The 22,594-nt window shown below is 41.5% G+C and carries 24 protein-coding genes; 11 read left to right on the top strand and 13 right to left on the bottom strand.

The window, feature by feature from the left end; all coding sequences use genetic code 11:
* Positions 1 to 8: 8 nt before the first annotated feature.
* Positions 9 to 2,912: an isoleucine--tRNA ligase gene (gene ileS, locus SOI83_RS04745; RefSeq protein WP_320677645.1), complete on the top strand. Its 2,904-nt coding sequence runs from the start codon at positions 9 to 11 to the stop codon at positions 2,910 to 2,912.
* Positions 2,913 to 3,000: 88 nt separating this feature from the next.
* Here the strand turns inward: ileS and SOI83_RS04740 are convergent, their stop codons facing one another.
* Positions 3,001 to 3,612 (bottom strand): DUF3177 family protein, encoded by a 612-nt coding sequence (locus SOI83_RS04740; RefSeq protein ID WP_320677529.1) that lies wholly within the window; start codon positions 3,610 to 3,612, stop codon positions 3,001 to 3,003.
* Between the two features lie 69 nt (positions 3,613 to 3,681).
* Here SOI83_RS04740 and SOI83_RS04735 point away from each other — a divergent pair, with 69 nt between their 5' ends.
* Positions 3,682 to 4,968: an FIST N-terminal domain-containing protein gene (locus tag SOI83_RS04735; protein WP_320677643.1), complete on the top strand. Its 1,287-nt coding sequence runs from the start codon at positions 3,682 to 3,684 to the stop codon at positions 4,966 to 4,968.
* The gene (gene trmB, locus SOI83_RS04730; protein ID WP_320677528.1) at positions 4,968 to 5,654 is read left to right on the top strand and encodes a tRNA (guanosine(46)-N7)-methyltransferase TrmB; all 687 of its coding nucleotides are present in this window, start codon (positions 4,968 to 4,970) and stop codon (positions 5,652 to 5,654) included. Before SOI83_RS04735 ends, trmB begins: the two co-directional genes overlap by 1 nt.
* A gap of 34 nt (positions 5,655 to 5,688) precedes the next feature.
* Here trmB and glmM read toward each other — a convergent pair whose 3' ends face one another.
* Entirely contained in the window at positions 5,689 to 7,089 is a 1,401-nt protein-coding gene (gene glmM / locus SOI83_RS04725) for a phosphoglucosamine mutase (RefSeq protein WP_320677526.1), read from the bottom strand.
* 271 nt (positions 7,090 to 7,360) lie between these two features.
* Between glmM and SOI83_RS04720 the strand changes: the two genes are divergently transcribed.
* A complete protein-coding gene (locus tag SOI83_RS04720; protein ID WP_320677524.1) occupies positions 7,361 to 7,933 on the top strand; it encodes a thioredoxin domain-containing protein in 573 nt (190 codons plus the stop codon).
* A 24-nt stretch (positions 7,934 to 7,957) separates the two neighbouring features.
* On the opposite strand, the gene thyX is transcribed toward SOI83_RS04720, so the two are convergent.
* From thyX to SOI83_RS04705, 3 genes are read right to left on the bottom strand one after another with little or no spacing between them, the layout of a single operon-like run.
* A complete protein-coding gene (thyX, locus tag SOI83_RS04715; protein ID WP_320677521.1) occupies positions 7,958 to 8,596 on the bottom strand; it encodes an FAD-dependent thymidylate synthase in 639 nt (212 codons plus the stop codon).
* 4 nt (positions 8,597 to 8,600) lie between these two features.
* Positions 8,601 to 9,194 (bottom strand): dCTP deaminase, encoded by a 594-nt coding sequence (gene dcd / locus SOI83_RS04710; RefSeq protein WP_320677519.1) that lies wholly within the window; start codon positions 9,192 to 9,194, stop codon positions 8,601 to 8,603.
* Positions 9,194 to 9,787 (bottom strand): cob(I)yrinic acid a,c-diamide adenosyltransferase, encoded by a 594-nt coding sequence (locus SOI83_RS04705; RefSeq protein ID WP_320677518.1) that lies wholly within the window; start codon positions 9,785 to 9,787, stop codon positions 9,194 to 9,196. Before SOI83_RS04705 ends, dcd begins: the two co-directional genes overlap by 1 nt.
* Positions 9,788 to 9,920: 133 nt before the next feature.
* Here SOI83_RS04705 and rph point away from each other — a divergent pair, with 133 nt between their 5' ends.
* The 4 genes from rph to SOI83_RS04685 all read left to right on the top strand — a co-directional run bounded on the left by rph (position 9,921) and on the right by SOI83_RS04685 (position 12,876).
* A complete protein-coding gene (gene rph / locus SOI83_RS04700) occupies positions 9,921 to 10,649 on the top strand; it encodes a ribonuclease PH (protein WP_320677516.1) in 729 nt (242 codons plus the stop codon).
* A gap of 74 nt (positions 10,650 to 10,723) precedes the next feature.
* Positions 10,724 to 11,461, top strand: a complete 738-nt coding sequence (gene ntcA / locus SOI83_RS04695; protein WP_320677514.1) for a global nitrogen regulator NtcA — start codon at positions 10,724 to 10,726, stop codon at positions 11,459 to 11,461.
* A 63-nt stretch (positions 11,462 to 11,524) separates the two neighbouring features.
* Entirely contained in the window at positions 11,525 to 12,463 is a 939-nt protein-coding gene (locus SOI83_RS04690) for a DUF3084 domain-containing protein (protein ID WP_320677512.1), read from the top strand.
* A complete protein-coding gene (locus SOI83_RS04685) occupies positions 12,451 to 12,876 on the top strand; it encodes a resolvase (RefSeq protein WP_320677511.1) in 426 nt (141 codons plus the stop codon). The genes SOI83_RS04690 and SOI83_RS04685 overlap by 13 nt, the downstream gene beginning before the upstream one ends.
* Here the strand turns inward: SOI83_RS04685 and SOI83_RS04680 are convergent.
* Genes SOI83_RS04680 through psbH form a run of 4 tightly spaced genes read right to left on the bottom strand, consistent with a single transcriptional unit; the run spans position 12,866 to position 14,210 of the window.
* On the bottom strand, positions 12,866 to 13,123 hold the full coding sequence (locus SOI83_RS04680; RefSeq protein WP_320677510.1) for a DUF3146 family protein: 258 nt from the start codon (positions 13,121 to 13,123) through the stop codon (positions 12,866 to 12,868). The two genes, SOI83_RS04685 and SOI83_RS04680, sit on opposite strands and share 11 nt — an antisense overlap.
* Positions 13,124 to 13,125: 2 nt before the next feature.
* A complete protein-coding gene (gene pth, locus SOI83_RS04675) occupies positions 13,126 to 13,743 on the bottom strand; it encodes an aminoacyl-tRNA hydrolase (protein WP_320677509.1) in 618 nt (205 codons plus the stop codon).
* Positions 13,740 to 13,997 (bottom strand): TatA/E family twin arginine-targeting protein translocase, encoded by a 258-nt coding sequence (locus SOI83_RS04670; RefSeq protein WP_320677508.1) that lies wholly within the window; start codon positions 13,995 to 13,997, stop codon positions 13,740 to 13,742. Before SOI83_RS04670 ends, pth begins: the two co-directional genes overlap by 4 nt.
* Positions 13,998 to 14,006: 9 nt before the next feature.
* On the bottom strand, positions 14,007 to 14,210 hold the full coding sequence (gene psbH / locus SOI83_RS04665) for a photosystem II reaction center phosphoprotein PsbH (protein ID WP_320677507.1): 204 nt from the start codon (positions 14,208 to 14,210) through the stop codon (positions 14,007 to 14,009).
* An 86-nt stretch (positions 14,211 to 14,296) separates the two neighbouring features.
* Here psbH and psbN point away from each other — a divergent pair, with 86 nt between their 5' ends.
* The 3 genes from psbN (at position 14,297) to SOI83_RS04650 (ending at position 17,923) form a co-directional block, all read left to right on the top strand.
* The gene (gene psbN / locus SOI83_RS04660; protein WP_320677506.1) at positions 14,297 to 14,437 is read left to right on the top strand and encodes a photosystem II reaction center protein PsbN; all 141 of its coding nucleotides are present in this window, start codon (positions 14,297 to 14,299) and stop codon (positions 14,435 to 14,437) included.
* 263 nt (positions 14,438 to 14,700) lie between these two features.
* Complete coding sequence (locus tag SOI83_RS04655; RefSeq protein WP_320677505.1) at positions 14,701 to 14,829, top strand: photosystem II reaction center protein I; 129 nt, start codon at positions 14,701 to 14,703, stop codon at positions 14,827 to 14,829.
* A gap of 109 nt (positions 14,830 to 14,938) precedes the next feature.
* The gene (locus SOI83_RS04650; protein ID WP_320677504.1) at positions 14,939 to 17,923 is read left to right on the top strand and encodes a DUF3769 domain-containing protein; all 2,985 of its coding nucleotides are present in this window, start codon (positions 14,939 to 14,941) and stop codon (positions 17,921 to 17,923) included.
* A 16-nt stretch (positions 17,924 to 17,939) separates the two neighbouring features.
* On the opposite strand, the gene SOI83_RS04645 is transcribed toward SOI83_RS04650, so the two are convergent.
* From SOI83_RS04645 to glyA, 4 genes are read right to left on the bottom strand one after another with little or no spacing between them, the layout of a single operon-like run.
* Positions 17,940 to 18,557, bottom strand: a complete 618-nt coding sequence (locus SOI83_RS04645) for a 3-isopropylmalate dehydratase small subunit (RefSeq protein ID WP_320677642.1) — start codon at positions 18,555 to 18,557, stop codon at positions 17,940 to 17,942.
* A gap of 16 nt (positions 18,558 to 18,573) precedes the next feature.
* The gene (gene leuC / locus SOI83_RS04640; RefSeq protein WP_320677503.1) at positions 18,574 to 19,992 is read right to left on the bottom strand and encodes a 3-isopropylmalate dehydratase large subunit; all 1,419 of its coding nucleotides are present in this window, start codon (positions 19,990 to 19,992) and stop codon (positions 18,574 to 18,576) included.
* Between the two features lie 24 nt (positions 19,993 to 20,016).
* Positions 20,017 to 21,288, bottom strand: a complete 1,272-nt coding sequence (locus SOI83_RS04635; protein WP_320677502.1) for a competence/damage-inducible protein A — start codon at positions 21,286 to 21,288, stop codon at positions 20,017 to 20,019.
* Between the two features lie 25 nt (positions 21,289 to 21,313).
* Positions 21,314 to 22,579, bottom strand: coding sequence for a serine hydroxymethyltransferase (gene glyA, locus SOI83_RS04630; RefSeq protein ID WP_320677501.1), 1,266 nt, complete (start codon positions 22,577 to 22,579; stop codon positions 21,314 to 21,316).
* Between the last annotated feature and the right edge of the window lie 15 nt (positions 22,580 to 22,594).

The following is a 22,594-nucleotide window of genomic DNA, read 5'->3' as shown; positions in this document are numbered from 1 at the left end:
ATCCACCCGTGAGTCAGGAGAAGCAACAGAACGGGCAAAAAGGCCCGAAATACAAGGAGACCCTCAATCTTTTGAGGACTAGTTTTGGTATGCGTGCCAATTCAGCTCAAAGAGAACCTGAATTGCAGAGGTTTTGGGAAGAGAAAGGCATAAACTTGAAAATCGGGTTGTTGAATACTGGACCTAGCTTCACTCTTCATGATGGACCTCCATATGCAAATGGTCCTTTGCATATGGGTCATGCATTGAACAAGGTGCTCAAAGACATAATTAATAAGTATCAAATACTTTTAGGCCGAAAAGTTTCCTTTACTCCTGGTTGGGATTGCCATGGTTTGCCTATTGAGCTAAAGGTTTTACAATCAATTGATCCAGATAATCGCAAGCAATTATCAGCAATTAAATTGCGTAAAAAGGCTGCAGCCTATGCACAAAAGCAAGTTGACTCTCAGCGTAAAGGCTTCTTAAGGTGGGGTATTTGGGGGCATTGGGACAAGCCTTATTTAACTCTAAATAAGCAATATGAAGCTGCTCAGATTAAAGTATTCGGATCAATGGTATTGAAAGGACATATTTATCGGGGACTTAAACCAGTACATTGGAGCCCAAGCTCTAGAACGGCTTTAGCAGAAGCAGAATTAGAATATTCTGAAAAGCATAAAAGTCCGAGTGTTTATGTAGCCTTTCCAGCAATTAAATTGCCTCAGAAGTTAAGAATATCTTTGGACGAACAGTCTATTAAATTACCCCAAGAATCAGAGTCATTAGGCCGGGCCTTAAAGATTGCAATTTGGACTACAACACCCTGGACTTTACCTGCGAATTTAGCTGTTTCTGTTAACAAGAATTTAAACTATTTGTTCGTTGAAGACCCCAAAGGTTGCATCCTGATTGTTGCTGAAGAGCTTTTGAAAGAATTTAGTAATAACCTTGATCAAGATTTGAATGTTAGGGGGCTAGTTAAAGGGAGTCTTTTGGTTGGTCTTATGTATAGACATCCTTTGATGGATCGTAATAGCCCAGTGGTTGCAGGAGGTGATTACATAACAACTGACGCTGGTACAGGCCTTGTACACACTGCACCAGGTCATGGGGTGGATGATTTTAATACAGCGCGCAAAAACAACTTATCAATTCTTTGTCCCGTTGATGATGCAGGATTTTTAACCGAACAAGCAGGTCCTTTTCAGGGTTTAAATGTTCTTAAGGATGCAAACCAAGCAATTATTTCTGCTCTTATTGATAAGGGAGCACTTTTAAAGGAGTTGCCCTATGTCCACAGATACCCATATGATTGGAGAACAAAAAAACCTACCATATTTCGTGCTACAGAGCAGTGGTTTGCTTCTGTAGAGGGATTTAGAAAAGAAGCATTGGATGCAATTGAATCAATTAATTGGTTACCTTCTTCAGGACGAAATAGAATGGAAGCAATGGTTAGAGAGCGAGGTGATTGGTGTATTTCTAGACAGCGAAATTGGGGGGTGCCTATTCCTGTATTTTATGAGATAGATGGTGATGATGTTCTTCTGAACTCTGAGACATTAGATCACCTTTATAGTCTAATTTCAAAGTATGGATCAGATATTTGGTGGGAAAGGGATGAGTCAGAACTATTGCCTCCTTCGTATGCCTCGCAAGCAGCAAAATGGAGAAAAGGAACTGACACTATGGATGTTTGGTTTGACTCAGGCTCTAGTTGGGCAGCGGTTTTATTAGAAACTGATCATCTTAGTTATCCGGCTGACTTGTATTTAGAAGGTTCAGATCAACATAGAGGTTGGTTTCAGTCTTCTTTGCTTACATCTATAGCGGTAAATGGTAAAGCTCCATATAAATCAGTTCTCACACATGGATTTGCTTTAGATGAGAAGGGTAGGAAGATGAGTAAATCTCTAGGAAATGTTGTTGATCCTTCAGTTGTTATAAATGGGGGCACTAATCAAAAACTAGAACCCGCTTATGGAGCAGATGTCCTTAGACTCTGGGTAAGCTCCGTTGATTACAACGTTGATGTGCCAATAGGCCCTGGTATATTGCGCCAGTTGTCAGATGTTTATAGAAAAGTAAGAAATACCGCAAGGTATCTTTTGGGTAATTTGCATGACTTCAACCCATCTTGTAATTCAATAGAAATTGATTCGCTGCCATTGCTTGATCGTTGGATGCTCCATAGAACTGCTGAAGTTATTGATGACGTTTCATTAGCGTTTGATAATTATGAGTTTGCGCGATTTTTTCAGATTCTTCAGGCCTTTTGTGTGTCAGATTTGTCAAATTTTTATCTAGATATTGCAAAAGATCGACTTTACGTAAGTCATAGTGATGACTTCCGAAGAAGAAGTTGTCAGACAGTAATGTCGCTTATTGTTGAAAAACTAGCAGGTATGATTTCACCTGTACTGTGTCATATGGCCGAGGACATTTGGCAGAATATCCCATATGATGTAGATGAGGATTCAGTGTTTCTAAGAGGATGGCCTGTCCCAGATGATGCCTGGAGGGACAAAACATTGGTGGAGCCAATGCATGAATTACGTGAGTTGAGATCTGCGGTAAATCGTGTTATCGAAGATTGTAGAAATCAACAAGAGATTGGAGCATCTCTTGAGGCATCTGTTCGGGTGGACCCTGTCAGTTCTGCGTTAAAGAATGCTTTGAATTGGCTGAATGATTCTGGGAATCAAGAAGTTGATGGCTTGAGAGATTGGCTAATTGTTTCACAGCTACAAATAGGAGGGGAGCCTTGGGCAGAGGTATTGGCTAGCCATAAGAGTGAACTTGCTTTAATTGAAATTGCGAGAGCAAGAGGTCTAAAATGTGAGAGGTGCTGGCATTATGAGAGTGATATAGGCTCTAATGAAAATCATCCCACTATTTGTAGCCGCTGTATCGAAGTTTTGGAAAAATAAGTAAATATTTTCTTCTAAATAATTCTTGTTTTATAACATTAATATTATATTGATTGAATAGGTGAGGCTTGATTTTTTATTTTACTGGCTAAAATCCTCCTGCGATTCTCCCTTGCTTAGGCAGCTTTACTAAAAGGAGTTGAAGCACTCCAAGAATATAAGCAAATAGTGTTATATATCCTATGAAAGCTGATATTGGCTCGGTCCATTGCGCCCCAAAAAGAAACTTAAATAGAGTTTCTATAGTTTGCTGGATTAACTTTGGCCCTTCTAGCCAGGGTAAGCAATTCGCATGCTGTACAAAATTTAAGCAAGCAAGACTTTGGTAGGAAACTGTTCCAGCTAAAACTGCAAACCCTGTTAATGCCCAACGCCATAGCTTTACCGTGAACGGTAAAGGTCGAAATGGTGGTTGATCTGCAAGTTCTTCATTGAGATCTGTCCAGAACCAGACCGAGGAGGCCATCAAGAAAGGTGCGAGAAAAAATGCGATGTATCCCATTGGACGATGATCAGCAAGAAGCAATAGGCTTATTGCTAAAAGGCTTGAGACTTTCCAATAGATAATTAAGAGGCGTATTAGGGAGCTTTGATTTCTGAGGATTGACCAGATGAGAAGTACTAGAGGTAGGCCTAAAGCGAATATTCCAGCAAGTCGATAAGTCAGCCATACGAGTAAGCGGTATTCGATTTCACTCATAGCAACCTTATGTATGTCGTCATTATCAATCTCGCAGTGATGAGTAAAGGAGTTGTTAGGGTCGAGTCTATGGGTTCGTACTTTTCCTTAAATTGGCTTTTTCAACGTGCCTCTAAGGCAACTTGCCGGACGGCCTTGTCTGAGCAAGCTTCTTTAGAGAGTGCCGTTAAAGAGGTTGGCGACAATCTTAAAGGTGAAAGCACGGCAGACTTGGCGCTTGTTTTTGCTTCGACTGATTATGCAAGTGATTTGCCCCGCTTGCTTCCACTTTTAAAAGCCCGCTTAAAAGCAAGGCATTGGTTGGGTTGTGCTGGAGGAGGAGTGATAGGTACGAGAAGTGATTTGATCACATCTGAGGTTGAGCGGAAACCTGCATTAAGCGTAACTCTGTTGAATTTGCCTGGTGCTGTATTGCACCCTTTTGCGATAAACACAAATTCATTGCCAGATTTGGATGGGCCTTCTCATGATTGGCAGCAATGGGTGGGATCAGACCCTCTAACAACCAATAGCATGTTGCTATTGGTTGATCCCACCACACGATCAATTAATGACCTTATAAGTGGTCTTGACTATGCCTATCCTTCTGTACCAACTATTGGAGGAATAGCTGGCCCTCATAATGCTGCACATGGCTCTCTTTTTTTTGGAGATCAAGTAGTTGATGGTGCTGTCGGTTGTACCTTTGGAGGTGAATGGTTCTTAGAGTCAGTTGTTGCGCAGGGTTGCAAACCTATAGGTCCAGTATTTGCGATTGAACGGGTTCAAAAAAATGTTCTGATAGAACTTAGTCATGAGGAATCAAGAGATAGTCCTGTTGCTTTCCTACAAAGAGTTCTTGCTGATTTGACAGAGCGAGAAAGAGACCTCGTTAGGCATTCTCTGTTCCTTGGAGTTGAATGTAAAGATTTGGTTATAGGGGGGACTGGTTCGCCTAAAGCCCAAGCAGGTTTTTTAGTTCGGAATCTTATAGGTGTTGATCCAAATAACGGAGCTGTGGCTGTCGCTGAACAGATGCGAGTAGGGCAGAATGTGCAGTTTCAACTGCGAGAAGCAGACGCCTCACGGCAGGAGGCCTTTCAGCTTTTGAGAGCAGCCTTAGACAGAACTGATCAACCTCCAGTTTTTGGATTATTAATGGCATGTTTAGGTAGAGGGGAGAGCTTATATGGAGTTAAGAATGGGGATGTTGCAATTGCTAGAGAGTTGATTCAAGAAGTTCCAATTGCAGGTGCATTTTGTAATGGGGAGATTGGTTCGGTTGGTGGAGCAACTCATGTTCATGGATATACAGCTTGTTGGGGTCTTCTAAGGCATATTTCTTCTATAGAAGACTCCTCTAAAAATTTTCATTAGTGCGTCAACATGTCAACCCTCTAAGCCGTTTTTTTCAGCTGCCTCGAAGCATACCTAGGCCTGAAGAATTGTTTGAAGATTATGATATGCCATTGCATTTAGATATTGGCTCTGCAAGAGGAAAGTTTTTACTAGAACTAGCTCCTTTGCAGCTGGATTGGAACCATATTGGAGTCGAAATTCGCCATCCTCTTGTGTTGTCATCGGAGCGTGAACGTGAGCAGCTAGGTATAGCTAACCTTAGGTTTCTCTTTTGCAATGCAAATGTGAGTCTTGACGCCTGGCTAAATAACCTTTCAAAACAACAACTTCATAGAGTAACAATTCAATTTCCCGATCCTTGGTTTAAGAGAAAGCATAAGAAACGCAGAGTTCTTCAGCCAAAGTTATTGCTGTCGATTGCAAATGCCTTGTCGCCTGGTAAGGAGCTTTTTATTCAAAGTGATTTGTTGTCGGTAATCGATCCAATGTTGAAGTTGATTGAGATGAGTAATTGTTTTGAACGTATTGGTGAAGAGTCTCAGGCATGGCTGACAAATAATCCTATGAGTATTGCAACTGAAAGGGAGATTTATGCTTCTCAAAATGGTTCCCCTATATATAGGGCCCTCTTTTTAAGAAATAAAAATTCTATTCCCACCTTGTCATTGCTAGAGGAGGAATGGGATGTTTGCGATTGTAATTAGAGGAAAGTTGATTTTAATTTATTTAAAATAAAGTTTAGGCTGCATTTAGATGTTGTTCTGCCAGGCAAGCAATTTTAGAGGAAAAAGAATCAACTAACCCTGAATCAGATGCTTCAACCATTACCCTAATTAAAGGTTGAGTTCCGCTTGCCCTAACTATAACTCTTCCTTCATTGCCCATTGCTTCCTTAGCATTTAAAATGGCTTCATTTAAAGGCTGACAATTAGACCAACCTCTCCTGATACTTTTATTTGGAACATGTATATTTACTAGTTTTTGAGGAAATGGTGTAAAACTCTGATCTAACCATTGAGTAAGAGTTAATCCTTTTGATTTACAAAGAGTTGAAAGTTGGATGGCGGTAAATAAACCATCACCAGCAAATTGATGCTCTGAGGAAAGAATGTGTCCTGATTGCTCTCCTCCTAATGCAGCACCGCTGCTGAGCATTGCAGTATGCACATATTGATCACCAACCGCTGTACGTTCTAAAAGGCCCCCACTGTCTTCCCAAGCTTTTTCAAATCCTAAGTTGGACATAACTGTTGCTATAAGCCTTTGTTCTGGGAGAGCATTTTGCTCTCTTAAAGCCGAGCCCCAAAGATAAAGTATATGATCGCCATCTATAACACGTCCTTTACTATCTATTGCAAGCATTCGATCAGCATCTCCGTCGAACGCAAAGCCCATTTCAGCATTTGTTTCAAGGACAGCTTTTCGGAGTGGTAGAAGATTAGTAGAACCACATTTCACATTAATTCTTTTCCCATCGGGCTGGCCATGTAGCACAGTTACTTGAGCACCTAAGTTTGTAAAAACCTCAGCACTAATTGCAGTAGCTGATCCCCAGCAAAGGTCTAGGACTATTGAAACACCATCTAATCTTTGTCCTTTTGTTGAGGCCTCTAGCTTCCTTTGATATTTCGTTAGGAGCTCAGGGTGTTTAGTCACATTGGAATTATTATTTGTCGTTTTTTGTGAAATTTTGCCTGTAAGGTCTTCCTCTAAATAACTTTCTATAATTCTTTGATCTGAGCTTTTAAGCTTTGATCCATTTGGCCCGAAGACTTTTATTCCATTGTCTTCAGGTGGGTTGTGACTTGCAGATACCATTAATCCGCCTATAGCTCCTGACTCTTTTATGAGTGTTGCAATAGTTGGGGTTGGGCATAAACCCAAATCCCAAACCTCCTTCCCAGCTGCATTAAGCCCAGCCGTTAGGGCATAGCTCATAGCTTCACCGCTACAACGGGAATCTCTGCCAATCAGAACAGGTCCGCTACCTGACAGTACCTTTCCGATGCAAAAACCAATTTCGAGACAACGTTTTGAATTCAGGAAAGACTCAGCATGTCCACGAATTCCATCTGTCCCAAACCTTAGAGGGACTGCTGTTAAAGGAGTTTCTACTGATTTAATGGCGGCTTGGGCCATTTAGGTCTCAAAATTAGCTTGAAGCTTAAAGGTCATTGGATAAAGACTCAAGGATGGCGTCCTAAATTTCTATTGAGTTGAATGGTTTGTTTACGTGCGGAGTCCAAAAATAAATTTTATGGAATGCAATTGATCTTTAATTCAATGAAAAAACCTTTTATTCAATTTGAAATGACTCGAACCACTTTAAAAAAGGTTTTTTGATCTGTTTTAGATGTGTCACACTAAAAGAAAATAGTTCAACTAAAGGAATTATCAACCTTGTTTGATCATGGCAGCTAGTCCTCAATCCTCTTCGCTTGGTCAGTTTCAACGGATTTTTCTTGCTCTTGTAGCAGTTGGCATGGCTACTTTGCTGTTCTTTTTAAAAGGGGGGATGAATCCAGCAGGCCCTTTGGAGCAACTTGCGAGAAGATCCCTTGACCCTGAGGTTGCCCTAGCGAATGGTCGCCCAACGGTTTTTGAGTTCTATGCGAGTTGGTGTGAGGCTTGCAAAGAGATGGCGCCAACCATGCTGGAATTGGAACAAAAAAATGAAAAAAAAATAGACTTTGTTTTGCTCAATGTAGATAATCCAATTTGGGAAGACCTCCTTGATAAATATGAAGTCAATGGGATTCCGGAATTAAACTTTTTTGATGCAAAAGGGAAGTTCAAAGGTAGATCAGTTGGTTTACGTTCAAGAGAAGAACTTTATTTATTAATGGACTCTCTTTTCAATGATACACCCTTCCCTTCTTCAATAGGTATTGGTTCTGTTAGTTCATTTTTAAATAGTAGTGAAGCCAATCTTGACGACAGTTCTTTTAATGAGGTTCAAGTTGGCCCTCGCTCGCATAGTTAAGGCTATTAGATATTATTAAACTCGTTATCTATGCCAACCAAGGGCCTCTGCAACGGTAGTAAACTGTTCGCAGAAAATAACTTTGCAAGCTTCCGCTAATTGTAAATGTTCCTTTTGAGTTCCGTGGCCACTACGTAGATTTATATAGTGAATCCATGAACGACATGAACCTGTCATGTAGATTCGTGTGGGAGTAGCTAAAGGCAGAATGAACCTTGCGCATTCTTTTGCGACTCCTGCTTTTAGCATTGACTCGTAAAGTTCAATAGAATTCTGGAATTGTTGTTGAATTTTTTCTTCAAAACTTTTTTTTATTTCTGTAGATAAATCGTCTATAGAGTTTTGTCTATTTTTGCAATCTTGCCTTCTTAATTCGGGGATAGGAATGTACCCCAGCTGGGTGCTATCAGCATAACGTTGGGAGAACTCTTGAAATGTGAATGATCTATGACGAAGAATTTGAGCAGCAATACCCCTATTTGTTTGAATCTGAAGGGTCATATATGCCTGTTCAAAGACGCTCCAATGTTCATGCTTAATACAGTATTTCAACAAGCCCGAGTAGCTTTCATTCTCTTGATTATTTGGGTTGCTTACTCTGGCTATATAAGCCATAGCTTTTTCAGCATCAGGCGTTACGGTAATTAGTTCTACAGTTGCCACTTTTTTAGATTCGAGCAAGGGTTACTTTTTCTGGTTGATGTTGATACTTCCCTTTGCGGTCACTGTAAGTAGTTTCACAGGGGTCTCCCTCAAAGAAGAGTAACTGGCATATTCCTTCATTGGCATAGATCCTACAATCTGCTCCAGAACTATTACTAAATTCAAGAGTTAAATGTCCTTCCCAACTCGCTTCAGCAGGAGTTGTATTTACGATGATTCCCAGGCGGGCATATGTACTTTTCCCTAAGCAAATAACAGTAATATTTTCGGGCACTTTCATTTTTTCTAATGCAACACCTAGCCCATATGAATGGGCAGGCAATATGAAAAATTCACCGTCTTGATCTTTGTGTAAGGATGTTGGCTCTAGGTTGTTAGGGTTGAATCTTTTTGGATTCATCACAGTACCTGGAACATGCCTAAATATGAGGAATTCTTTAGAAGATAGGCGCAAGTCATATCCGTATGAAGAGCAACCAAAGCTTAAAACTGGTTGTTCATTCAGTTGAGGGTTCAAATGCCTTATGAGTCCTGCTTGAAATGGTTCAAGCATTCCTGCTGCGGCCTGTTCGGTAATCCAGCGATCGTTTTTAAGCATCAGAAACCACGACGTAACTCGGTGACTTGGTCGGCAATTGCCATAACTCGAGAGGGAATAGATGGTCCTGTGATGATGACATCCATACCTCCTTTTTTTGCCTCGAGAGAAGAAAGCACCTCGTTTTCTTTTAGATATCCGAGGGCAATAGCTAGCCCTACTTCATCTAGAACTAGTTGATCTAAATCTCCTTTAATAAGGTGAGATTGGCATATCTTCCAAATTGCTTCAACCGCCTTAACATTTTTGGAGGCATGTACATCATCATTAGGCGGTTTGGATAGGCAGCTTGATACGTCAGGTCTTAGCCACTCCAGCTTTCCACATAGTCGAATACATCTATTTGGCCCCTGGTGTACCCCACCTTTTAGGAATTGAGCAACCATGACACGCCTGCCCAATCCAGCAGCCCTAAGAGCTTCACTAAGTACAACGGAGAAACTGCCCCTATAAGGTGCGGTATGAACTTGCAGCTGTCCCTCTTGCGCAACTAGATGTAGGGCAGGATGGCTAGGAACAGCAACAAGTGGTGGCCTTTCTATACAGGCCGGTGGTGATGTCTTCCTGGGTCGTTGACTCGGGCTTGCACTCATTAAAATTAGGAGCAGAGCTAATGCCTTTTTTAAAATCTAGCGGCCTTAGTCTGACTCACAAGGTATTTGACACTATCTATGGTGTGAAAACCAATTCTTTAGGTTTCTGACGCTTTTTAAATTTTGGTTTTTCATGAGTGGTTCTAGCCCATCACGTACTTCTGGTCGCTTTAACGATCAACTAAGGCCTTTTGAAGTGACTTGGGATCCAATGGGGTTTGCGTTGAGCTCATTGGTGATTCGCACCGGCAATACAGCAGTTTTATGTAGTGTTTGTATTGAGGACGGAGTGCCCCGTTGGAGGAAGGGGCAAGGTAAAGGATGGTTGAGCGCAGAGTATCGTTTGCTTCCAGGGTCAACACCGGTTAGGCAAGAACGAGAATTAATAAAGCTTTCTGGAAGGACTCAGGAAATTCAACGACTTATAGGTAGGACTTTGAGATCAGTCCTAGATATGTCGTTGCTTGGGGAGAAAACTGTAAAAATTGATTGTGATGTAATCCAAGCAGACGCCGGGACCAGGACGGCCTCCATTACAGGTGCGTGGATCGCTCTTGATCGTGGCTTTTCCCGATTAGTCGAAAAAGGTTTTTTAGAAGAAAATCCTCTCAAGGAGCAAGTCGCAGCAGTTTCAGTTGGTTTGGTAGATGGCTTAGCAATGCTTGATCTTGATTATCAGGAGGATTCAATTGCAGATGTTGATCTAAACGTTGTGATGGATTCTCAGGGAAAGCTATTGGAGATACAGGGATCTGCTGAAAGAGCTCCATTTTCTAGAGAGCAATTGAATTCTTTCCTTGATTTGGCTGAGAAGGGACTAATGGAACTTCAGGTTGCACAAAAATCGGCTTTAAACAATTAAGCCTAAAAATAGTCACTATTGCTACAAGGCTTTAATTCACTGCTCCTTAGCGTCCTTGCAACTACCTTGCATATATGGCTGTAGCTCCTGGCGGTTTTAGCCGCTATGCATCACAACCCGTGGCTCAAGGTTCTTCTCCAAGCCTTGCTAATGCTCCTGCTGGGAATAGCAGAACATTGGTGGATGTGATTCGTGCCCTCGAAGGTGCTAGCACTGAAATGGTTGAAAGAGCTAAAACTATTTTTTTCCCTGGGGATCCTGCAGAGAGGGTTTATCTAATAAGAAGAGGAGCAGTCCGACTCTCAAGGGTCTATGAATCTGGTGAAGAAATTACGGTTGCCCTATTGAGAGAGAATAGTCTTTTTGGGGTTCTTTCTCTTTTAACAGGCCATAGATCTGATCGCTTCTATCACGCAGTTGCATTCACTAGGGTTGAGATGATTACGGCTCCTGCTGTGTCTGTTCGACAGGCGATAGAAGATGACTCTGGCGTTGGGTTGCTTCTTTTGCAGGGGCTTTCCAGTCGAATCTTGCAAACAGAAACGATGATAGAAACACTTACTCATCGTGATATGTCATCACGTTTAGTAAGCTTCTTATTGGTTCTTTGCAGGGATTTTGGGGTCCCTGGGGATCAAGGAATTACTATTGATTTGAGACTTTCGCATCAGGCAATAGCAGAGGCCATAGGTTCTACAAGGGTCACAATTACCAGACTTTTGGGAGACTTACGTAGCGCTGGCCTGGTAGAAATTGATCGTAAGAAAATTACGGTATTAGACCCAATTGCTCTTGCTAAGCGTTTCAATTAGGTGTGATCCCTTCCTACCATTCATGTTGTTTGAATCAAATAAAAACTTGGCCCGACGTTTTTCGTGACAGGCTGGCTGCTCATTGTTCTTTTATTGGTCCTTGGAGGGGTCTTATCCACTCTTGGGGATCGGCTTGGCAGTCGAGTAGGCAAAGCTCGTTTAAGCATATTTAACCTGCGACCAAGAAGCACAGCTGTTTTAATCACAGTCCTAACAGGGAGCCTTATTAGTTTTTTATCGTTAGGTTTGATGTTGCTTGTGAGCAGGCAATTGAGAGTTGGTTTATTTCAATTAGATGGCCTACAAGCAAAGATCAAGGCAGCTCAAAAGGAATTGAGGTTGCGTGAAAGTAATTTGATTGCTTTAAGGAGAGGTGCTGTTGTTTTAAGTAGCGGACAAAGATTGGCTACTGCGAAGTTCAGATTAGATAACCCGAATCAAGCTAAAGGGATAATTGATCGTTTGCTTCAGGAGGCAAATCTTGAGGCTTTTAGGCGGGTTTTGCCTGGTGAAAAACCAAATAGGCAGATCCTGAGGGTGCCTAGAGAGGAAATTCAAAAGCTTAAAGAAACTATTAGTGAGTCTGGTACATGGGTCGTTAATTTTCGTTCAGCAGGTAATGTTTTGCTAGGGGAAAAATGGGTTTATGCCATCCCGGAGGTAAGACCAAACATTGCTGTTGTACAAAAAGGTGATGTTTTGGGAAAGATCACCCTTAATCCAAGAGATCGAACCACTGATGTAATACGAAAGCAGATAAACCTTTTACTAGCCTCTACTTTCGCAGAGGTTAGGCGAAGAGGATCTCTTAGCTCAGGACTTCAATTTGATGCAAGTTCAGTTAATCAATTGGGCAAGGAATTGGTAGGTCTCTTAGGTGGAACTATTATTTTAGAGTCGTTCGCTTTAAAGAGTAGTGATACGTCAGATCAAGTGAAAATAGGTTTACGCATAAAGCAGAACATCAATAAGCCCGATAAAAGCAGTACATGGGCAAACTGATAGCTATTGATCCTGGTAGACACAAATGTGGTCTTGTACTTTCATGCCCAGAAAAGGGTTTGGTTTTGGAAGGAAGAGTTGTTCATGCAGGTGCGGTTATTGATTTAATAACCCTTTGGAAATCACAATTCAATATTGACTTGATTTTGCTCGGCAATGGTACTAGTAGTGATTATTGGGAAGAAAAATTAACTGGCGTTGCATCTTTACAAGTTGTAGAAGAGTTTAACACTACTTTAAAAGCCAGAAAGCGTTATTGGGAACTTTGGCCCCCTCAAGATTTCACTAGATTTCTGCCAAGAGGATTAGTTTTACCGAAAGAAAATTTAGATGCTGTAGCGGCTTTGATTATTTTAGAAAATTACCTAGGCAAGAAGCTGTGTTGGAAAGGATCAAAAAAGTTTAAAACTTAGCCCTAACAGTAAAAAAATAATTTTCACCTGGCTCAAGCTGATAGTCCATTTTAATAAGGAATCTAAGCAAAGCATCTTGAATGAGTGCTCTGCCAAGAGAGGGCTCTACTTGTAATTCTCCTTGGCTGAATTCCCAATGAAAATTCCATTCAAACCCTCCCGCAGAGACTTCTCCATCTATAAAATTCTCTGCAAAATTCTGACGGTTAACTCTTAGGCAAGCTGCAGTGGCTGGGAGAGTATTCATTATTATTTTTCAAGTTTAGTGGCTTGATAGGAGTTAAGTTGGTTACTTGCTTTTTCGAGACCATATTCCTGAATAATATTGATTCCTGTAATTACTTGTTTAATCGTATTCTCAACTAGGAGGGTCTCTGATTTGGAAAATACTCCTAAAACATGAGAAACGGTATTTGCTCGTCGTTCTTCTGGCATTCCAATTGGAGCACCAATACCAATTCTTAGGCGGTTGAAGTTCTCGGTTCCAAGATGACTAATAGTACTTTTTAAACCATTGTGACCGCCAGATCCTCCCTTGGTTCGAAGTCTAAGTTTGCCAAGAGGTAGATCCATATCGTCAACTAAAACTAGTAATTGTTCAATCTCGAGATCGAACCAGTTCATGGCTGAGCGGATTGAGCGGCCGCTTTCATTCATGTATGTGTTTGGCATTAATAACCGAACACGCTTAGTACCAAAACCAATTTCTCCAAGAAGTCCTTCAATTCTGGTGTGCTTTTTGAAGCTAACGGCATTTTCTTGCGCCAACCTCTCTAAGGCCATAAATCCTATGTTATGGCGTGTGGTTTTGTATTTTGAGCCAGGGTTCCCAAGTCCTACTAACAGCTTGATATCTCCAGGAATCATCCCTCTTTGGGTTTTGGAGATTGACTTTCTTTTGTTGAGATGGTTTTTTCAGGAATTTTCGCACTATCCAATGCCTCAGGCTCGGCCATGGCTTTGTTTAGTTCCCGCTCAAATTCCGAGGATGCAGCCTGAAAACCCTTAAGGGTTTTACCCAGACTTCGTCCTAGTTCAGGCAGCCTTTTGGGGCCAAATATTACGAGAGCTAAGGCACCGATTACCGCTATTTCAGGAAGACCGATGCCAAAAACATTCATTTTTTAACCTCAGCCAGCCCCATTCCAGTCAACCGAGAAGCCTTGAAGAAGCAATGACTGGTTATATATCTGGAGCATGATTACCAGGAAGATAAGCAGCATTACGCCAATGGCTGCCATAACTGGTACGGCGCCCCATCCTGGAACAACCTTTCCCTGCCCAGAGTTGCCTATTGATTTGAGCAGACTTCCGATTGCTGTTTTTTGTCCCATGGCGAGGCTCGTGTCTCAGTTGAAGGATCAGTTTGGATATTCTATGGGTAATGCCCCCTATAAGATTGATTCTGTCGAGAGATTTGATGCAAACCACTTCCCCTGCCCTCTCATTAGCAATTGTTTTGTTGGTGACTTTGTTTGGACTTACTGGTTTTGGGATTTACACAGCATTTGGGCCTCCGTCTAAGCGCTTAGACGATCCTTTCGATGAGCATGATGATTGATTCTTGAAAGAATCCGTCAACCAGAATCCCCCCGCTAAGTATTTGTACTTAATTATCGCAATCTTTACTTTTGGCGCGTATTTGGCAGTTTTTTTTGGATATCGATGTCTATGCGGAGCCTTTTTTCGATTAAAAAGTGACTTTTGTGACTTAGAAACATTTCAATACGCGCCAATACTTGGGCTTGACCCCCCCCCCTGAGGTCTTTAAGGCTGGTAAATCCCATAAGATGTGATCACTTAACTTAGACGTGGTCGGTATCCATGCTCGCCCTCAAGATTTCCGTTTACACGATCGTCTTTTTCTTCGTCGGAGTCTTCCTTTTTGGCTTCTTGGCTAGCGATCCAACCCGCACGCCTGCGAGAAAGGATCTAGAAGCTCCACAGGACTAGGACTCCTTTCTGAAAATAGAGGCCTTCGCGCGCCAGACTTAGTACTGGGACTTGTTGGTGTTTAGGACCTACTAAGCATGGGAGGATCATCAGCTTCCTAAGAAAATTTGTGGTGGCTAAACGCCCCTCTGTTTTTTTTGTTGGTCTTCTTACCTCAGGTGCAGTGGGATTCAGTCCTGCGTCTGGAGGTGTATGGCCTGAGAAGGGCAACAACAAAGATAAGTCAGCATCACTTGGTGCCTTTTCTATAGGCTCGCCGTTAGATATTGGTAAATCAAAGAGAGTTCTTGCTGAAAGCAACGAATCGCGGATCAACTCTGGCATTCCTCCAAAGGCTTTGTCTTTAAGCGCAGATAGACACATATATGATTTAGAAAAAGATATTTTTATTGCCGAAGGAAGTGCGAGGGTGGATGTTGATGGGGGGACTCTTGTTGCAGAAAGAATTGAATTTTCTAGTGATTTTAATTCTCTATATGCAACTGGAAATGTTCAATTTAAAAAGGGTTCTCAGTATTTTCAGGCAACTTCATTTCGTTATAGCTTCCTGGATAGAAATGGAGTGTTGAAAGATGTTTATGGAATACTTGACTTGGCTAGGGTTTCTAAAGACCTTTCAACGAATAGGTCAGTCGACCGGCTAAAAGTAAGCGAAGTTGTGAATAGAACTTCTAAAAAAATAGATCAGAAGTTTGAGCTAGGGAAGTCAAAAATATGCCCACCTTCTATACCCTCAATCCCCGATTGGCATCCTCACCCTTGGTCGGCGACTATTTGGGCCGGCCAGAAGATTGATGCAAACTTTCGAAATACATTTGTATTTGATGGGAACCTGAGGGAAGAATATTTGTTAGGAGTTGGATTGCAAAAAAGACTTTATAGAGCAGGCCCTTTGACTCTTGGGTTGGAAGCTGATTTCTTTAGGCATGATGTTGCTAGGCAAGCGGGTGGTAAATATAATCAAGCGAAGCCTTACTCGGATACTTCTTCGCAAGCCTTTGATGAGCTTGTATTGGGAATAGGCGCAAGGTTGTGGGTTAGACCATGGCTAAGCTTTGCCCTTATAGAAGGTGTTAGTTACTACACAAGATTTAGTAATTATGAAAGAACTTTCAGAAAAAAATATAATAAACTTTTGAATTATTTAGGTTTTGAAATTGAAGCTAAAGTCTCTAAAAGTCTTTCATTGGTTGGTCGTATTCATCATAGGTCAGGGGCATATGGTTTGTACAATGGTGCTGAGGAGGGGAGTAATGCTTATTTGCTTGGAGCCAGATATAGGTGGGGTAAGGATATCAAAGATAATAGTAAATATGCTATAGATCCTCCAAATAAATGCGTTCATAAAAATGAAAGAGATCTTGCTATTATTTCATTCAATCAAGATGAAATCCTAGGCACTAGCGGTTTAAATCAGAACTCACCACTTACAAATCAAGTTGCAAATAAAAATAAGAATCAGACTAATGAAAAAATATCTAATTTAGAAAAGGAGAAAATTCGCTCTAGGGTGATTAGATCAATTAATCAACGGGTTTACAATGTAAAACCCATTAATAGATTAAGACTTGAACAGAGATTTGGTGTGCCAACTTCTGCTCGCAATATTGAAGAGCAAAATCAATATGGCGGAATAAGAGTCTCTCAGCTGAATTTGCAAGGAAGGACAAAATTTATGAGTGGTTCAATTAGTCGTTGGCGCATACAAGCTCCAACTGTGACTATCACGCCAGAAGGTTGGGAGGCTAGCCGAATGGGCTTTACTAATGATCCTTTTACGCCAACTCAGACAAGAATTGATGCAAAGAATGTTGTTGCTAAAGAATTGTCTAATGGAGATATTCTTATAAGAACTGGTCAGAATAATTTAATTTTAGAGGAGAGGTTCCCTTTGCCCATTTCAAGAAAGCAACGAATAAAAAAGAAAGAAGAAATAGAAAACAGATGGGTTCTAGGTATAGATAACAAAGACAGGGATGGCATTTTTATTGGAAGGAATCTTAAACCTATTAATATTGGCGAAAAATATAGTTTATATCTACAGCCCCAGGTAATGCTTCAGCGTGCAAATAGCCTTGAGACAAGTAGTTATATAAAGCCTGGAAGTGCTTCTAATAGTAATGAAGTCGTTCAAAGGGCTGAGACATCAGATCTCTTTGGTTTAAAAGCCGAACTTGATGGCGAGAGTTTTGGATGGCAATTAGAAGCTAATGCAAGCTTAAGTACATTTAATATGGACAACTTTATTAATGCCAGCCGTTTTTGGGGAGGGATTAGCCGTGAATATAATTTACCTTTTATTGGCAAGGTAAACAATCGAATTTTTGGGGCTTCAAGGTATAGGGCCTGGAATGGATCTTTAGGCCAAACAGATATTTATTCCGCATATGGTGCCTTCTGGGAGAAACGAAATGATTGGAAGGCTAAGAAGTTTACTAATAATTACTTGCTAAGAACAGGCTTGGGAAGGTATAGATCTGATAGACATGAGTCTTCCGAGATTCCCGAATTGTGGAGATATAGCTTGTTCGCCTCACTGAACAGTAGCTATCCATTACTTATAGGTAAGCCTGAAGGAATGAATAAGATATTCGACTATAGATATTCTTCAAAAGAAATAATTCCAGGAATTTATCTAAAGACTAATATCAGTGCGACAGCTGCACTCTATGAGGGGGGAGCAACTCAAAATACGATCAGTTTGAGTGGTGGGCCTTCGTTGACCTTAGGCAGGTTCAAAAAACCATTCCTTGATTACACGAAACTTGCTGTTATTGCTAAGGGCACAGTTAAGAATGGTTCAAGCCCATTTGATTTTGATCAGGCTACAGACCTGGCAGTTGTAGAGATAGGATTGACTCAACAAATAGCTGGTCCATTAATTCTTGATACAGGATTTGCCTTTAATGTCGATCCTTCATCTGATGTATATGGCGAGGCAATTAATTCAAAAATAGAGTTCCGCTGGCAGAGAAGATCATATGATTTTGGTATTTACTATAACTCTCATAAGGGAATAGGAGGTATCAGAGTTAACCTTAATGATTTTGACTTTGGAGGAACCGGCTTGCCTTTTATTCCGTCCTCTAAATAGTTTCCTCACTCTACAACTAATCGAAAGAATTCAAATAGGGAAGTCTATTTAAGATTTCGGTTGTAGCCTTTTCATTCCCTACTAATTGTGTTGTTATATCCCAATCTCCAGTAAGCAACATTTCTTTTGGCCCATTCTCAATATTTAATTCTAATTCATACTTGTCCCCCCAAAACTTATTATTGACTATGTCCATCTTCCATTCGGATGATGCATTTTTCTTTACTGTATTTTGTAGGGCTTTGATTTCATTGCTTTGGGCTGTAGCGCAAGGTATGCCAAGTGCTAGGCAGTTGCCATAAAAGATCTCGGCAAAGCTTTCACCTATTATTCCTCGTATCCCCCATCTCATAAGTGCCTGTGGAGCATGCTCTCGACTTGAGCCACATCCAAAATTGCAATTTACTATCAAGATAGATGCCCCTTGAAATATTTTTAAATCAAATGGGTGTCGTCCTTCTAGTTCATTTCGATCATCCTCGAATAATTGACTTCCTAAATTCTCAAAACTGACACATTTAAGAAAACGCGCAGGTATTATTCGATCTGTGTCAATATCATCTCCTTCTAGAACAATAGCTCTACCGATTAAATTTTGAATTGCCCCTTTAGGGAATGGTGGCTTTTGTTCCATCATTGATTGCCGAAGGTTATGAGTTGTTTTTAAGAAGTTCTCTTACGTCTGTAACCTTTCCAGTAACAGCCGCTGCAGCAACCATTGCAGGACTCATCAAGAGAGTTCTGCCGCTTGCCGACCCTTGACGACCTTTGAAGTTTCTATTGCTTGAGCTGGCACTGATTTGACGTCCTTCGAGTCGATCAGGATTCATGGCTAGACACATTGAACATCCAGGCTCTCGCCATTCAAAGCCAGCTTTTTGAAAAATAGAATCAAGACCTTGTGCTTTGGCTTCAAGAGCTACTTGCTCTGAACCCGGTACGACAAAAGCCTTTATCCCTTTTGCTACTTTGCGGCCATTAGCAATGCTTGCGGCAATTTGCAGATCACTGAGACGACCGTTTGTGCAGCTTCCTATAAAGCAAACATCTACTTCAATACCTTTAATAGGCTCCCCAGGCTTTAAATCCATATATTTATAAGCTTCTTTAGCGATTGAACGTTCTACTCGTTCGAGGGTCTCAGGGATGGGCATTCTCTGGTCAATTGAAATGCTTTGGCCTGGAGTTATTCCCCATGTAACAGTTGGTGCAACTTTGGAAGCATCAAAGCAGACTTCACTATCGAAGCTGGAATTTTCATTGCTTGAAAGACTTGCCCACCATTCAACGGCACGCTTCCAGTTTTTGCCTTGTGGTACATGAGGTTTGTTTTTTAAATACTCAAAGGTGACAGAATCAGGATTCATATATCCACAGCGGGCGCCCCCTTCAATAGCCATATTGCAGATGGTCATTCTTTCTTCCATCGAAAGCAATGAAATTGCTGGACCTGCAAATTCGTATGCATAGCCAACTCCACCTTTAACTCCCAGAACTTGAATGATATGAAGGATCAGATCCTTGGCATAAACCCCTTTACTTAGTTGGCCTTCAATCCAAATCTTTTTTACTTTTAGCTTCCTCATTGCCAAAGTTTGGCTTGCAAGGACATCTCTTACTTGACTAGTTCCAATGCCAAAAGCAATTGCGCCAAAAGCACCGTGAGTGGAGGTATGTGAATCACCACACGCGATTGTCATACCTGGTTGGGTAAGACCTAGTTCGGGAGCTATGACATGAACAATTCCCTGTTTACCACTTCCCAGGCTATGGAGGGTGATTTTTTGATCTAGGCAGTTTTTTTCCAAGGTGCTGAGCATTTCCTCAGCAAGAGAATCCTGGAAAGGTCTATTTTGTTGATTTTGGGTTGGAACAATGTGGTCGACAGTAGCCACTGTCCTCTCAGGATGTTTAACCTTCAAACCTTTGTCTTTTAGAGCTGCAAATGCTTGAGGGCTTGTAACTTCATGAATTAAATGAAGTCCTACAAGCAGTTGAGTCGAGCCTCCTGCCAATTCGCTCACCCGATGCAGGTCCCAGACCTTGTCGTAAAGGGTGCCAGAGCTCAAGAGTTAATTGCATAAGTCGAAACCCTAGCTCCCGGAGAGCAAAAGCAAACGTAGTTCGTCAAGACTTCGGACAATGCTCAAATGCTGTATCCCTGCTCTCCCGTGATAGTTCCCGAAAAGTTCCTTTTTGGTGCTGCAAAATTTTCGATTAGCAATACAACAAAAAACCAGTCCCACTGGTTTTTTGTTGTTACCACCTAGAGGGCCTGCCAATCCAGTTATGGCAATGGCCCAATCTGCTCCCAATTTTTCTTTGACACCCTTTGCCATAGCTTCAGCGACTTGCGCTGAAACAGCACCGTGTTTTTGAAGTAATTCTTTGTTTACTCCAAGTAGTTTTTGTTTTAGATCGTTGCTGTAAGTAATAACTCCACCTAAGAAAACATCAGAAGCGCCTGGTACAGCTGTTAATGCTGCACCGAGTCCTCCTCCAGTACAAGATTCAGCAATGACAAGTTTTTCATTTTTTTTTCTTAGAAGATCTATCACAACTGAGGCAAGACTATCTTGTTCTGATCCATAACAAAGTGTCTTGGTACGTTCACGAATTTTTGTAATACATGGATTCATTAATTGCTCTACTTCTTCGGCATTAGAAGCCTTAGCTGTTACTCGTAACTTGACTTCTCCTAGTTCAGCGTATGGTGCAATAGTTGGATTGCTTTGATGAAGTAGATCGCTAAGATCTTCTGCTAGCTTTGATTCGGCTATGCCTGTAAAGCGTAGCAATTTACTAGCAATTGTACCTTGAAGATTTGCATTTTTCTCCAACCATGGCAAGGCGGATTGCGACCACATTTTTTTCATTTCTGAGGGGACACCAGGAAAAGAAATTATTGTGAAGCCTGGTATTGGATTCCAAATTATTCCAGGTGCAGTACCGTTGGAATTGGGCATTATTTTTGAACCTTCAGGGACTAACGCTTGCTTCTCATTATTTAGGCTATAGCTCTTCCCCTTAGAGGTTAATTTTTCCTTTATATCTTGCTTTACTTCTTCAATTATTTGCAGTTTGACGCCAAAGGCTTGGGCCATTGCCTCGGTGGTTAGATCGTCTGGTGTAGGGCCAAGACCTCCTGTCGTTATTAGGATATTGCACCGCTCTGAGCACTCAAGGATTGCTTCTTTTAGCCTTTCCATATTGTCTCCTACTACACCTTGCCGAAAATGAGGCATCCCAAGGGCCGCTAATTCTTCGGCGATCCAACGAGAGTTCCCATTCAAGATATTGCCTAAAAGTAGTTCTGTTCCTATGCATAGAATTTCGACATTTTTCTTTCTCTTAAAGGACTTCATTCGACTTTTATTTCTGTTAGTTAGATTATGAATATAAAGGAAATCTCTCGCAGAGTCTTTTTACCCTATCCAGACACTGATTTTTAATTTCATTATCTTCGGGGTTGAGAAGGCGATCAGCTATTAAATCGCCAACCTCCATAAATGCATCTTCGTCAAACCTACGAGTTGTTAATGCAGCGCTACCAAGACGAAGACCACTAGTGACAAATGGAGACTCTGGATCAAATGGAACAGTATTTTTGTTTGCAGTGATATGTATTTCACTTACTAAAGTATCTGCTAATTTGCCAGTCATTTGTATAGAGCGAAGGTCTAAAAGAACTATGTGATTATCTGTACCTCCGCTCACTATTTTGACACCTCGTTCTTGGAGTCTTTTGGCTAGGGCCTGGGCGTTACGAATGACATTCGAGCTGTACTCCTGGAATGACTTTTGCAAGGCCTCACCAAAGGCAACAGCCTTGGCAGCAATTACATGTTCTAATGGCCCACCTTGTGAGCCAGGGAATACGGCCTTGTCAAACTTTTTTCCGAACTCTTCGTCCCTACAGAGAATCAGCCCTCCTCTAGGGCCACGAAGGGTTTTGTGAGTGGTAGTAGTGACAACATCACAGTGAGGAATAGGGCTTGGATGGACCCTAGATGCCACTAATCCAGCAATATGAGCCATGTCCGCGAGAAGATAGGCACCAACTTCGTCCGCTATTAAACGAAAAGCCTGAAAATCGATTTTGCGAGGGTAAGCGGAATATCCGCAAATGATTAACTTTGGATGATGTTTTAGGGCGAGCTGTCGAATTTCTTCCATATCCAACCTCTGGGTGGAACGATCTACTCCGTAATGAACGATGTTGAACCACTTCCCGCTGACATTTACAGGCGAACCATGAGTGAGGTGACCTCCATGAGAGAGATCCATCCCCATGATGGTATCCCCAGGCTTCAGAAGAGCTAGTACTACCGCGAAATTTGCTTGTGCACCACTATGAGGTTGAACATTTACCCATGCTGCTCCAAAAAGTTCTTTCGCTCGCTTGATTGCCAATTCCTCAATGGCATCCACATGCTCACAGCCTCCGTAATAGCGCTTGTAAGGAAGCCCTTCTGCATATTTGTTGGTTAGTACAGAGCCTTGAGCTTCCATTACTGCTTGGGAAGCAAAGTTTTCGCTTGCAATTAGTTCCAGATGCGTTTCCTGACGATTTCTCTCCAGATCTATCAAGTCGGCAATGACTTTGTCGGATGTTGCCAAGTTCTCGTCAATTGGAGCCATTGAACCTTCCTGCATGCTCTATCGCACCAA

Origin of the sequence: Prochlorococcus sp. MIT 1300, from assembly GCF_034092375.1 — a bacterium.
In the GTDB taxonomy this organism is placed as follows: Bacteria; Cyanobacteriota; Cyanobacteriia; order PCC-6307; family Cyanobiaceae; genus MIT-1300.
The sequence above is the reverse complement of the archived record's forward strand: the minus strand, read 5'-3'. Positions and strand labels throughout refer to the sequence as shown.

Coding starts and splice junctions, on each gene's coding strand:
- SOI83_RS04740 (WP_320677529.1), bottom strand. CDS start 3,612: ATGAGTGAAATCGAATACCGCTTACTCGTATGGCTGACTTATCGACTT.
- SOI83_RS04735 (WP_320677643.1), top strand. CDS start 3,682: ATGGGTTCGTACTTTTCCTTAAATTGGCTTTTTCAACGTGCCTCTAAG.
- glmM (WP_320677526.1), bottom strand. CDS start 7,089: ATGGCCCAAGCCGCCATTAAATCAGTAGAAACTCCTTTAACAGCAGTC.
- SOI83_RS04720 (WP_320677524.1), top strand. CDS start 7,361: ATGGCAGCTAGTCCTCAATCCTCTTCGCTTGGTCAGTTTCAACGGATT.
- dcd (WP_320677519.1), bottom strand. CDS start 9,194: ATGCTTAAAAACGATCGCTGGATTACCGAACAGGCCGCAGCAGGAATG.
- SOI83_RS04705 (WP_320677518.1), bottom strand. CDS start 9,787: ATGAGTGCAAGCCCGAGTCAACGACCCAGGAAGACATCACCACCGGCC.
- rph (WP_320677516.1), top strand. CDS start 9,921: ATGAGTGGTTCTAGCCCATCACGTACTTCTGGTCGCTTTAACGATCAA.
- ntcA (WP_320677514.1), top strand. CDS start 10,724: ATGGCTGTAGCTCCTGGCGGTTTTAGCCGCTATGCATCACAACCCGTG.
- SOI83_RS04685 (WP_320677511.1), top strand. CDS start 12,451: ATGGGCAAACTGATAGCTATTGATCCTGGTAGACACAAATGTGGTCTT.
- SOI83_RS04680 (WP_320677510.1), bottom strand. CDS start 13,123: ATGAATACTCTCCCAGCCACTGCAGCTTGCCTAAGAGTTAACCGTCAG.
- pth (WP_320677509.1), bottom strand. CDS start 13,743: ATGATTCCTGGAGATATCAAGCTGTTAGTAGGACTTGGGAACCCTGGC.
- SOI83_RS04670 (WP_320677508.1), bottom strand. CDS start 13,997: ATGAATGTTTTTGGCATCGGTCTTCCTGAAATAGCGGTAATCGGTGCC.
- psbH (WP_320677507.1), bottom strand. CDS start 14,210: ATGGGACAAAAAACAGCAATCGGAAGTCTGCTCAAATCAATAGGCAAC.
- psbN (WP_320677506.1), top strand. CDS start 14,297: ATGCAAACCACTTCCCCTGCCCTCTCATTAGCAATTGTTTTGTTGGTG.
- SOI83_RS04655 (WP_320677505.1), top strand. CDS start 14,701: ATGCTCGCCCTCAAGATTTCCGTTTACACGATCGTCTTTTTCTTCGTC.
- SOI83_RS04645 (WP_320677642.1), bottom strand. CDS start 18,557: ATGGAACAAAAGCCACCATTCCCTAAAGGGGCAATTCAAAATTTAATC.
- SOI83_RS04635 (WP_320677502.1), bottom strand. CDS start 21,288: ATGAAGTCCTTTAAGAGAAAGAAAAATGTCGAAATTCTATGCATAGGA.
- glyA (WP_320677501.1), bottom strand. CDS start 22,579: ATGCAGGAAGGTTCAATGGCTCCAATTGACGAGAACTTGGCAACATCC.